This window comes from Streptomyces gardneri (genome assembly GCF_006539185.1).
Taxonomy (GTDB): domain Bacteria; phylum Actinomycetota; class Actinomycetes; order Streptomycetales; family Streptomycetaceae; genus Streptomyces; species Streptomyces gardneri.
Map to the genome: position 1 here is coordinate 38,650 of NZ_BJMN01000022.1, position 10,569 is coordinate 49,218.

General features: G+C 70.4%; 11 protein-coding genes. 2 read left to right on the forward strand and 9 right to left on the reverse strand.

Annotation, left to right across the window (positions count from 1 at the left end; all coding sequences use genetic code 11):
• Positions 1-37 precede the first annotated feature (37 nt).
• Complete coding sequence (locus SGA01_RS17650) at positions 38-1,588, forward strand: CocE/NonD family hydrolase (protein ID WP_141297447.1); 1,551 nt, start codon at positions 38-40, stop codon at positions 1,586-1,588.
• Positions 1,589-1,626: 38 nt separating this feature from the next.
• On the opposite strand, the gene SGA01_RS17655 is transcribed toward SGA01_RS17650, so the two are convergent.
• The 8 genes from SGA01_RS17655 to pcaDC form a co-directional block, all read right to left on the reverse strand.
• The gene (locus tag SGA01_RS17655; RefSeq protein WP_141297448.1) at positions 1,627-2,484 is read right to left on the reverse strand and encodes an amino acid ABC transporter permease; all 858 of its coding nucleotides are present in this window, start codon (positions 2,482-2,484) and stop codon (positions 1,627-1,629) included.
• A complete protein-coding gene (locus SGA01_RS17660; protein ID WP_141297449.1) occupies positions 2,481-3,125 on the reverse strand; it encodes an amino acid ABC transporter permease in 645 nt (214 codons plus the stop codon). The genes SGA01_RS17655 and SGA01_RS17660 overlap by 4 nt, the downstream gene beginning before the upstream one ends.
• Positions 3,126-3,156: 31 nt before the next feature.
• Positions 3,157-4,074, reverse strand: a complete 918-nt coding sequence (locus SGA01_RS17665) for a glutamate ABC transporter substrate-binding protein (protein WP_141297450.1) — start codon at positions 4,072-4,074, stop codon at positions 3,157-3,159.
• A 14-nt stretch (positions 4,075-4,088) separates the two neighbouring features.
• The gene (locus SGA01_RS17670) at positions 4,089-4,835 is read right to left on the reverse strand and encodes an amino acid ABC transporter ATP-binding protein (RefSeq protein ID WP_141297451.1); all 747 of its coding nucleotides are present in this window, start codon (positions 4,833-4,835) and stop codon (positions 4,089-4,091) included.
• A 162-nt stretch (positions 4,836-4,997) separates the two neighbouring features.
• Positions 4,998-5,441 carry a DUF6278 family protein gene (locus SGA01_RS17675; RefSeq protein WP_055640622.1) on the reverse strand — a complete coding sequence of 148 codons (444 nt, stop codon included), beginning with the start codon at positions 5,439-5,441 and terminating at the stop codon, positions 4,998-5,000.
• Positions 5,442-5,567: 126 nt separating this feature from the next.
• On the reverse strand, positions 5,568-6,347 hold the full coding sequence (locus SGA01_RS17680) for an exodeoxyribonuclease III (RefSeq protein ID WP_141297452.1): 780 nt from the start codon (positions 6,345-6,347) through the stop codon (positions 5,568-5,570).
• 39 nt (positions 6,348-6,386) lie between these two features.
• Positions 6,387-7,022 (reverse strand): MBL fold metallo-hydrolase, encoded by a 636-nt coding sequence (locus SGA01_RS17685; RefSeq protein WP_141297453.1) that lies wholly within the window; start codon positions 7,020-7,022, stop codon positions 6,387-6,389.
• Positions 7,023-7,031: 9 nt separating this feature from the next.
• Positions 7,032-8,291 carry a bifunctional 3-oxoadipate enol-lactonase/4-carboxymuconolactone decarboxylase PcaDC gene (pcaDC, locus tag SGA01_RS17690; protein ID WP_141297454.1) on the reverse strand — a complete coding sequence of 420 codons (1,260 nt, stop codon included), beginning with the start codon at positions 8,289-8,291 and terminating at the stop codon, positions 7,032-7,034.
• A 162-nt stretch (positions 8,292-8,453) separates the two neighbouring features.
• Here pcaDC and SGA01_RS17695 point away from each other — a divergent pair, with 162 nt between their 5' ends.
• Positions 8,454-8,663, forward strand: coding sequence for a hypothetical protein (locus SGA01_RS17695; RefSeq protein ID WP_141297455.1), 210 nt, complete (start codon positions 8,454-8,456; stop codon positions 8,661-8,663).
• Positions 8,664-8,959: 296 nt separating this feature from the next.
• Here the strand turns inward: SGA01_RS17695 and SGA01_RS17700 are convergent, their stop codons facing one another.
• Entirely contained in the window at positions 8,960-10,306 is a 1,347-nt protein-coding gene (locus SGA01_RS17700; RefSeq protein WP_141297456.1) for an MFS transporter, read from the reverse strand.
• Positions 10,307-10,569: the final 263 nt, after the last annotated feature.

Consider the following 10,569-nt stretch of genomic DNA (forward strand, 5'->3'; position numbering starts at 1 on the left):
ACTGCCTCCCCAGCAGTACCCCAGTGAGGAGTGACCCGTGCGACGCACACCCCTGGCCCTCGCCGTCTCGGCCGCTCTCGTGGCCGGGACGGCCCTCGCCCTGGCCCCCGCCGCCCAGGCCGCGGAGACCGGTATCCGTTTCGTCGACATCGCCGGGGAGGGCGGCACCGTCCTCAAGGCGAACGTCGTCACCCCCGCCGGCGCCGCCGCTTCGGCCCGCCTTCCCCTGATCGTGCTGCCCACGAGCTGGGCCATGCCCCAGATCGAGTACCTCGCCCAGGCCCAGAAGCTCGCCGACTCCGGTTACGTCGTGGTGAGTTACAACTCCCGCGGCTTCTGGCAGTCCGGAGGCGAGATCGAGACCGCCGGGCCGAAGGACGTCGCCGACGCCTCGAAGGTCATCGACTGGGCCCTCGCGAACACCCCGGCCGACGCCGACCGCGTCGGCATGGCGGGAGTCTCGTACGGCGCCGGGATCAGCCTGCTCGCCGCCGCGCACGACCCCAGGGTCAAGGCCGTCGCCGCGCTCAGCGGCTGGGCCGACCTCATCGAGTCCATCTACAGCGGCCGCACCCAGCACCTCCAGGCCGCCGCCCTGCTCGGCGGCGCCGGGTATCTCACAGGGCGGCCCGGCCCCGAACTCAAGGAGATCCTGGGCGACTTCCTCTCGTCGAACCTCGACAAGGAGGACGAGATGATCGCCTGGGGCCGCAAGCGGTCCCCCGCCACGTACCTGGACCGGATCAACACCAACGGCGCCGCGATCATGCTCGGCAACGCCTGGGGCGACACCATCTTCCCGCCCAACCAGTACGCGAGCTTCTACGAGAAGCTCACCGGCCCCAAGCGGCTGGAGTTCCGCCCCGGCGACCACGCCACCGCCGAGGCCACCGGCATCCTCGGGCTCCCCAACGACACCTGGACCAACGCCCACCGCTGGTTCGACCACCACCTCAAGGGCGTCGACAACGGCATCGACCGCGAGCAGCCCGTCCAGCTCAAGTCCCGCTCCACCAGCGGCTACGAGGGCTACCCGGACTGGAAGTCGGTCCACGCCAACCAGCGGAAGTTCGACCTCGACGGCACGCAGCGGATCTGGGCGAACGTCGACTCCGGCGCCAACGGCGGCATCACCCTGCTGACCAACCTCCTGGACCAGTTCCTCCGCACCCCGCCCACCGTCTCCGTCCCCCTGCTCCCCCGCGCCTTCGCCGGCGTGTGGCAGTCCGAGCGGTACGCCACCCCGCAGCGGGTGCGCGGCACGGCGAAGGTGCACACCACGGTCACCTCCACGAAGGAGAGCGGCACCCTCGTCGCGTACCTCTACGACGTGGGCCCCCTCGGCGTGGGCAAGCTGGTCAGCAACGCCCCGTACACCTTCCACGGCAAGACGCCGGGGCAGCCGTTCGCCGTCGATCTGGAGCTGTTCTCCACGGCGTACGACGTACCGGCCGGCCACCGGCTCGCCCTGGTCGTCGACACCGTCGACGCGCTCTACATCGAGCACAACCCGACCGGCGCGCAGCTGACCTTCTCCTCCCCGTCGGCCGACCCGTCGTACGTGTCGGTACCGCTGCGGGAGAAGTGATCACCGGCTGCTGCCGGGCGGGCAGGGCTTCACAGCAGCTACTGCGCTCCCGGCAGCAGCGTTCCCGGTTCGGCCGGCGCGACGTCCACGGCCTTTGTCTTCGGGTTGCGGCGCTCTCGGCGGGCCACCCAGGTGGCGAACCAGGAGAGCAGCATGCACATCCCGATGTAGATCGGTGAGATGACCAGCACGACGGGGATGAACGGCAGGTCGTAGTCGAGGTTCGACGCGATCAGCTTGCCGGCGTGCAGGAACTCCTCGTAGGTGATGAGAAAGCCGAGCGAGGTGTCCTTGAGGGCCACCACGAGCTGGCTGATGATGGCCGGCAGCATGGCGCGCACGGCCTGCGGCACGAGGACGTAGGTCATGACCTGCGTCTTGCGCATGCCGAGCGCGTACGCGGCCTCGCCCTGGCCGCGCGCGACGGCGTGGATGCCGGTGCGGAAGACCTCGGCGAGCACCGAGCCGTTGTAGAGGGTCAGTCCGGCGACGAGCGCGGGCAGCGGCTGCACCTTCAGCGCCACGAAAATGAAGAAGATCATCACGAGGACGGGCATCGCGCGGAAGAACTCGACGAGGAGGGTCGAGGTCCACCGCAGCACGCGGTGCTCGGAGAGCCGTCCGGCTGCGAGGACGGCACCCAGCGCGAGCGAGAGCACCGAGGCGTACGCGAAGGCCTTGAGGGTGTTGCCGAGGCCTTCGAGCAGGAGCTCCTGGATGCCCTCGTAGAGGAAGGGCGACCACTTGGTGGAGGTGAACTGCTCGGTGTCGAAGAGGAGATGGAGGAACCAGCCGGCCAGGGCCAGGATCACGACGGTGGACGCGAGGCCGTAGAGAAGGTGCCGCCGCCGGGCGTGCGGCCCGGGGATGTCGTAGAGGGCGGTGGACTCGGTCATCGGGCGACTCCCCAGCGCTTCTCCAGGACGTGGAAGATCGCGCTGATGGTGAGGGTGATGATCAGGTATCCGACGGCGATCCAGACGAACGTCCAGACGATGTTGTAGCCGAGCTCGCTCAACGTCTTGTAGGTGCCGAGGAGTTCGGTGACGCTGAAGGCGCCGGCGATCGCCGAGTTCTTGGCGAGGGCGATCAGGGTGGAGCCGATGGGCGGGATGACCGTGCGGAAGGCCTGCGGCAGGACCACCGCCCCGAGGGTCTGGGTGAAGGTCATGCCCAGGCTGCGGGCCGCCTCTCCCTGGCCGCGCGGCACGGTGTTGATGCCGGAGCGCAGGACCTCGCAGATGAAGGCGGAGGTGTAGCAGCCGAGCGCGAGGACCGCGAACACCTCGAAGGGCAGGACGAGTCCGAAGCGTGGCAGGCCCAGCATCACCGCGAAGAAGAGCAGCGTCAGCGGGGTGTTGCGCAGGACGGTGACCCAGACCGTCCCGAAGACCCGGAAGGAGCCCACGGGCGCGACCCGGAACGAAGCCATGACGAAGCCCAGCACGAGGGCCAACGCCGAGGCGTAGACGGTCAGTTCGACGGTGCCGAGGAATCCCTCGCCGTAGAGCGAGAAGTTGTCGGTCAGGACGTCCATGTCAGTGACTCCATGTGGGGGTCCCTCCGGATCAGCTCGCCGGGTAGCGGTCGATGGCGGGCGGCGTCGGGGCGGGGACCCCGGAGAGGCCGAGGGTGGCGTCGTAGGCCTTCTTCCAGTCGCCGTTCTTCTCGTGGGCGGCGATGGCGTCGTCGAGGGCGAAGCGCAGGGCGTCATCGCCGTGCGGGACGCCGATGCCGTACGGCTCCTCGGAGAACGGCTTGCCGACGACCTTGAGTTCGTCGGGGACCTTGGCGGCGTACCCCATGAGGATCGTGTCGTCGGTGGTGACCGCGTCGACCTGGTAGGTCAGCAGGTTGTCCACGCAGACGGAGTAGGTGTCGTAGGCGACGAGTTCGGCCTTCGGGTAGTCCTTCTCGATGCGCTGGTACGGGGTGGATCCGGCGGCCGAGCAGACCCGCTTGCCGGCGAGGTCCTGGGGTCCGGTGATGTCGGTCTCGTCGGTGCGGACGAGGAGGGACTGGCCCGCCTGGTAGTAGGGGCCGGCGAAGCCGACGAGCTTCTTGCGGTTGTCGTTGATGGTGTAGGTGCCGACGTAGTAGTCGATCTGGCCGTTCTGCAGGGCGGTCTCGCGGTTGGCCGAGGCGATCGTGCGGAAGTCGATGCCGGCCGGTTCAAAGCCGAGGGAGGCCGCCATCATCTTGGCGATCTCGATGTCGAAGCCGGAGTAGCGGCCGGTGGCGGGGTCCTTCTCCCCCATGTACGGCTGGTCCTCCTTGGCGCCGACGACGAGCCGGCCGCGCTTCTTCGCTCGGTTCCAGGTACGTGAATCGGGCAGGGTGAAGCCCGACTGGACCTGGTAGAAGGGGAGTTGGTCGGGCTGCGGGCCCTTGACGGGCGGGCTGCCCGGACGGCCGCAGCCGCCGAGCGTCGCCGCGGCGGCGAGCAACAGGGCGAGCGCGGGCAGGGTCCGGTGCGTACGCTGCATGGTTGCCGCCCCGCTCAGTGCTTGAGGATCTTGGAGAGGAAGTCCTTGGCGCGCTCGCTGCGCGGACTGGTGAAGAACTCCTCGGGCGTGCGGTCCTCGACGATGCGTCCGTCGGCCATGAAGACGACCCGGTTGGCCGCGGAGCGGGCGAAGCCCATCTCGTGGGTGACGACCACCATCGTCATGCCGTCCCGGGCGAGCTGCTGCATGACCTCCAGGACCTCGTTGATCATCTCGGGGTCGAGCGCGGAGGTCGGCTCGTCGAAGAGGAGGGCCTTGGGGTCCATGGCGAGGGCGCGGGCGATGGCCACGCGCTGCTGCTGGCCGCCGGAGAGCTGCGCCGGGTACTTCTCTGCGTGCGCGGCGAGGCCGACCCGGTCGAGGAGTTCGCGCGAACGCCCGTCGGCCTCCTCCCTCTTGCGCTTGCGGACCTTGATCTGCGCGAGGGAGACATTGGCGAGGACGGTCTTGTGCGCGAAGAGGTTGAAGGACTGGAAGACCATGCCGACCTCGGCCCTCAGCCGGGCGAGCGCCTTGCCCTCGTCGGGGAGGGGCTGCCCGTCGATGACGATCTCGCCCGACTCGACGCGCTCCAGCCGGTTCATCGCCCGGCACAGGGTGGACTTCCCGGAGCCGGAGGGACCGATGACGACGACGACCTCACCGCGGCCGACCGTGAGGTCCACGTCCTGGAGGACGTGCAGCGCACCGTAGTGCTTGTTGACACCACGCAGTTCGATCAGCGGATCGACGACGGCCATACGCTGCCCTGCCCCATTTCTCAGCGGTGTCGCGGTCAGCGCAAACTATCCACCAGAAAAAGGGACTTCACGGCCGACACGCATGAAACCGGAATAAGCCGTATTTACTGCAACAGGGTGGCGGGGGCAGGGGTGCGGAGGGGCTCGTAAGGGTGCGCCGCGTCAGTACTCGGCGGTCTCCGCGTACACCTGGTACAGCTCCGGCGCACCCGTCATCGCCCAGTCGAGACCGGCCTCGACGACCTGGATCTCCCGGCCGGAGGCCAGGCGTACGACGGGGCCGCCGCCGGGCCACACCTGCCAGCGGGCCCCGGGGACGTTCCGGACGATCACGGTGCCGAGGTAGAGACCGGCGTCGTTGCCGATCCAGGGAAGCTCCTCCGGGTCGTCCCGCCAGCGGGGCGGCAGCTGGTCCAGCTCCTGGAGGGAGCGGGGGCTGTCGTCGAGCGCCACTCCGGCCTCCTCGACGCGGGCGCGGAGCAGCTCGCACTCGGAGAGCAGCTCCCCCAGTCCCTCGGGGTCACGGTCGAAGGCCGCGGCCAGGGGCCCCTCGGAGTCCTCGGTCTCATGACGCTTGCGCCAGTGGTCCAGAAACGGAATGTTCATCCGAACAGCGTCGCACCGTCACCTGCGGGTCGACCACCCGGCGCGCGGAGATCATCTCGGCGCGCGCCGGGCCCCCACCTGCGGCGAAGCGTGGCCGCGGGGGTGGAGGGAGCGTGCGGGGAGGGTCTAGACGTCGAGGTCGACCACGACGGGCGCGTGGTCCGAGGCGCCCTTGCCCTTGCGCTCCTCGCGGTCCACATAGCTGTCGGAGACCGCCTCGGCGAAGGGCTTGTTGCCGTAGACCAGGTCGATGCGCATGCCCTTGTTCTTCGGGAAGCGGAGCTGGCGGTAGTCCCAGTACGTGTACGGGTGGTCGTACTTGAGGGGGCGCGGGACCACGTCGGCCAGACCGGTCTCGCGCAGGCCCGCGAGGGCGGCCCGCTCCGGCTCCGTGACGTGCGTGAGGCCCTCGAACTCGGCGATGTCCCAGACGTCCTCGTCGGCCGGGGCGATGTTGTAGTCGCCGAGGACGGCGAAGGGGCGCTCCCCCGCCGCGTCGTCCGCGACGGCCGCCTTGAGCGCGTCGAGCCAGCGCAGCTTGTACGCGTAGTGGTCGTGGGTGACCTCGCGGCCGTTCGGCACGTAGACCGACCAGACGCGGACCGGGCCGCAGGTCGCGGAGATGGCCCGCGGCTCCTGCACGCCCTCGTACTCGGGGCCGCCGGGCAGGCCGGTGACCACGTCCGCGAGGCCGACGCGGGAGACCAGGGCCACGCCGTTCCACCGTCCGGTGGCGTTGACCACCGACTCGTACCCCAGCGCGCGCAGCTCCTCGGTGGGGAACTGCTCGGCGGTGCACTTGGTCTCCTGGATGCACAGCACGTCGGTGCCGGTGCTCTCCAGCCAGGCCAGGAGGCGGGGCAGCCGGGCGGTGATCGAGTTGACGTTCCAGGTGGCGATGCGCATGGAGGCAAGCCTACTGGCGGGGTGTGACAGTGCGCGGATTCAGAGCTCGGCGGAGGCGCCGGGGGCGAGGCGGGAGTGGTCGGTGCCGCCGAGTGCGCCGATCTGCCGGTCGTAGATCGGCCGGGCGAGGTCGGTGAGCAGGGCGTCGTGGATGTCGTACGCCCGGCGCGGCCGGACCTCGCGGACGTAGTCGATGACCTCGGAGATCTTGTTCCAGGGGGCCATGACGGGCAGCAGCAGGGTTTCGACCGGCCGGTCCGGGACGGTCAGCGCGTCGCCGGGGTGGAAGACGGTGCCGTCGTCGACGAGGAAGCCCACGTTGGTGATGCGCGGGATGTCGGGGTGGATCACCGCGTGCAGCTCGCCGTGGACCTGGACGTCGAAGCCGGCGGCCGTGAACGTGTCGCCGTGGCCGACGGTGTGCACCCGGCCGGGGAAGGCCGCCGAGAGCTGTTCGGCGACGCTCCGCAGCGTCCAGATCTCGGCGGCCGGGTTGGCCTCCAGGGCGGCGCGCAGCCGGCCCTCGTCGAAGTGGTCCGGGTGCTCGTGGGTGACGAGCAGCGCGTCGGCCCCGAGGACCGCGTCCTCCTCGGTGAACATCCCCGGGTCGAGGACGAGCGTCCGCCCGTCCTTCTCCAGCCGGACGCAGGCATGGGACTTCTTCGTCAGCTTCACGCGGCCAGGTTACGCGGGCGGCGTCGTCTCCTCCCGGATGACGCGGGTGACCACGCGCAGCGCGGACTCGGCGGCCGGGAAGCCGCAGTACACGGAGGTGTGGAGCACGATCTCGCGGAGCTCGTCGGGCGAGAGACCGTTGCGGAGGGCGGCCCGGGTGTGGTCGGCGAGCGCCTCGTGGTGGCCGCCGGCGATGAGCGCCGTGAGGGTGACGGCACTGCGGGTGCGCCGGTCGAGGCCCTCGCGGCTCCAGACCTCGCCCCAGGCGTACCGGGTGACGAGTTCTTGGAAGTCGCTGTCGGGATCGTCGGCGAGGGCCTGGTCCACATGGGCGTCGCCGAGGACCTCGCGGCGCAGGCCGAGGCCTGTCACGTACGGATCGGGGCGGCCGGCGGGCTCGGCCTCGGCGGGCGGGGCCGCCGGGGCGGGCTCGGCGGCGGGGACCGGGACGGCGGGCATCGGCGGCACGGTCAGGGTGCCGCTGGACTCCTGGGCGGTGCCCGCGAAGTGCTCGATGAGCAGGTCCGTGACGGCGGCGGGCTGCTCGACGGGGGCGAGGTGCGAGGCGCCCGGGACGACGGCGAGCCGGGCGTCGGCGATCCCGGCGACCAGGGTGCGGGCCTCGGCGGGGCCGGTCACCTGGTCCTCGGAGCCGACGAGGACGAGGGCGGGGATGCCGATGCTGCCGAGCGCCTCGCGGACGTCGAAGACCGCGAGCGCCTCGCAGGCGGCGACGTAGCAGGCGGGGTCGGTCGTCCGGACCATCTGGACGGCCCAGTCGACGATGGCCGGCTGCGCGCCCGCGAAGAGCGGGGTGAACCACTGCTCGGGGGCGGTGCGGGCCATCGGCTCCAGGCCGTTGGTCCGGACGATGACCCCACGCTGGCGGAACTCGTCGGCGCTGCCGAACCGCGGCGAGGTGGCGACCAGCGCGAGCGAGGCGACCCGCTGGGGTGCGCGCAGCGCGAGGTCGAGGCCGACGGCGCCGCCGAGGGAGCAGCCCGCGTAGCCGAAGCGCTGGACGCCGATCGCGTCGAGGGTGGCGAGGAGCCGGTCGCCGAGCTCGGCGACGGAGGTGAAGGGCTCGGCCGGGGCGCCGCCGTGACCGGGAAGGTCGAAACGCACGACCCGCCACTCACGCGTGAGCTCGGGTATCTGCCGGTCCCACATGTGCCAGGTGGTCCCCAGCGAGGGCCCCAGGACCAGGACCGGAGCGTCTTCTCGCCCGTCAGAGCGGTACTGCAGGGTGTTCGGTGGTGTCTCGCTCATTCGCCAGACCCTCTCATATGGCACCGGCCTCCATGGGGGCGGGGGCGGTGCCGGCGCCGCGAGCGGGTACGCGCGAGCGACCGTGACAGGCGGCGAAGCAGGAAGAATCGGGCGTCGCCGGAAGTAATCCCGCCCTGGTGAACACCTCCGGTTCATGAGCTGGTGAACGAGAATTTCCCGACCGCTCTTCCGGGATCGGAACCCGGATTGTTCGTGGCGCTCGGCCCGTTCGTCACGGATCGATACGGGACGGATCCCGGACTGCGGCCGGGAGGCGATGCGGTCGAATGCGTCATCGATTTCTGCGAGTTCGGTCGGCTGGGTGTAGGTGTGCGCAATGCGACTGCTGAAGTCGCCGGCACGGAGAGCTGATACGCGGAGGGAATGCATCAGAAGTACGTCAAGAATTCGTCAGGAATGCGTCGGGAATGCGTACGGTACGCAGTGGGCATGCGCACCGTACGCGTACGGCGAAACAACTCGCCGCCCGAAGGATTCCGGTCATTTCGACGGGGTGCCGGGTGCTTGCGGTTCGGTCCGGTCCTCTCGTGCCGTCGTCCATCGAGCCGAAGAGGAGCGTCTCCTGAAGAGCTCCCTTTCGGTCACCGCATGACCGAGGCCGAATATCCCGCCGGAGTTCCCGAGTTCCCGAGAGGCGTTCCCGGGTATCAGGGGCGTCTTACCGCGGCGATGACCGCCGCTCCGAGTACGCAGGCAATGGCTGCCGTGAGGTACGCCAGGTGGTAACCCGTGAGCTGGTCGCCACCGGTCGCCGCGACGAGGACCATGACCGCCACTCCGACGCTGGCGCCGATCTGCTGCGCCACCACGTTCACCGCGCCGGCGACCGCGTGTCGCTCCGGCGCGACGCCGGTGAGCCCGGCGGAGGTCATCGAGGGGAAGTTCAGTCCCTGGCCGATGCCGCTGACGACCAGGCCGGGGAGCACGTGCAGCAGGTAGTCGCCGTCTTCCGGCGTGCTCAGCCACAGCGCCGTTCCCACGCCGATCAGGACGAGTCCGACGGCCATCAGCGTGCGCGGAGTGTGCCGGGCGAGCAGGCGTCCGGTGGCGAAGTTGGCCGTCAGGAACACGGCCGCCGACATCGGCACCAGCGCGAGACCGGACTCGAGAGGCGTGTAGTCCAGCATCCCCTGCAGGTACAGCGGCGCGAAGAACAGCATGCCGACCGAGCCCATGTACTGCAGGAACGCCGCCAGGCTCGCGGCCCGGACGGACGCCAGCCGGAAGAGGCCGAGGGGCAGCACCGGGTCGGGCGTGCGGTGCTCGCGCACCACGAAGAACACCAGGAAGGCCGCCGCGGCGAGGAGCGCGGTCCAGGCCGCCGCGCCGTGGGTGCTCACGCCGACGACCAGCAGGGTGAGGCCGAGCGTGCCCGAGATCGCGCCGGGCAGGTCCAGGCTGCCGCCGCGCCCGGCGCCACCGGGCAGTCCGGCGCGCGTCGCGGCCAGCACGACCAGGCCGAGGGCCACCGAGAACCACAGCACCGACCGCCAGCCGAGGAACTGGGTCAGTACGCCGCCGAGGAGCACCCCGCCGCTGAAGCTCGCGGCGCCGACCGCGGCGTACACGCTGAGCGCCCGGTTGCGCGCCGGTCCGGCGGGAAACACCTCGGTGAGCAGGGCCAATGCGGCCGGGCCCGACAGGGCCGCGCCGATGCCCTGGACCGCCCGCGCGCCGAGCAGCACCGCGGTGTCCGGTGCCACGGCGCCGACCAGGGCGGCCGCCGTGAACAGGGCGACTCCGCACTCGAACACGCGCCGGCGGCCGAAGACGTCGGCCAGGCGGCCGCCCACCAGGAGGAAGCCGGCGAAGGTCACGGCGTAGGCGATCATGACCCACTGGAGCGTGGTGTCGTCGAGGCCGAAGCGCGCTCCGACGGACGGGAGAGCGGCGTTGAGGACCCCGAGTCCGCTCACGTCGAGCGCGAGCGCTCCGGCCAGCACGCCGAGTGCCAGGCCCGGCCTCTGCCGTGGCATCACGTCGATACCGGTCATGCGTCACCCGCCACCGTGACGGGCGTGTGCGGGGGACGCCCGGATAAAGCGATGTCGATGTCGGCCGACACCGGTGTGTGGTTCATGTATTTCATGGCGAGCAGCTTGCAAGGTCATTCGCCCGCTGTCCAGTCCGCCTCGATTCCCGTCATGTCCGCACCGATTCACGGCCATTGAGCGAGTCGATCCGGTCAGTCCGGGTCGAGATCACGCCAGCGCACCATCCGACCCGTCAGGCGCCCTTGTCTCACCATTCCCAGAGT

What these genes read in the sequence shown, in the direction of transcription:
- SGA01_RS17655 (WP_141297448.1), bottom strand. Translation starts at nt 2,484, where the DNA reads ATGACCGAGTCCACCGCCCTCTACGACATCCCCGGGCCGCACGCCCGG.
- SGA01_RS17660 (WP_141297449.1), bottom strand. Translation starts at nt 3,125, where the DNA reads ATGGACGTCCTGACCGACAACTTCTCGCTCTACGGCGAGGGATTCCTC.
- SGA01_RS17665 (WP_141297450.1), bottom strand. Translation starts at nt 4,074, where the DNA reads ATGCAGCGTACGCACCGGACCCTGCCCGCGCTCGCCCTGTTGCTCGCC.
- SGA01_RS17670 (WP_141297451.1), bottom strand. Translation starts at nt 4,835, where the DNA reads ATGGCCGTCGTCGATCCGCTGATCGAACTGCGTGGTGTCAACAAGCAC.
- SGA01_RS17675 (WP_055640622.1), bottom strand. Translation starts at nt 5,441, where the DNA reads ATGAACATTCCGTTTCTGGACCACTGGCGCAAGCGTCATGAGACCGAG.
- SGA01_RS17680 (WP_141297452.1), bottom strand. Translation starts at nt 6,347, where the DNA reads ATGCGCATCGCCACCTGGAACGTCAACTCGATCACCGCCCGGCTGCCC.
- pcaDC (WP_141297454.1), bottom strand. Translation starts at nt 8,291, where the DNA reads ATGAGCGAGACACCACCGAACACCCTGCAGTACCGCTCTGACGGGCGA.
- SGA01_RS17700 (WP_141297456.1), bottom strand. Translation starts at nt 10,306, where the DNA reads ATGACCGGTATCGACGTGATGCCACGGCAGAGGCCGGGCCTGGCACTC.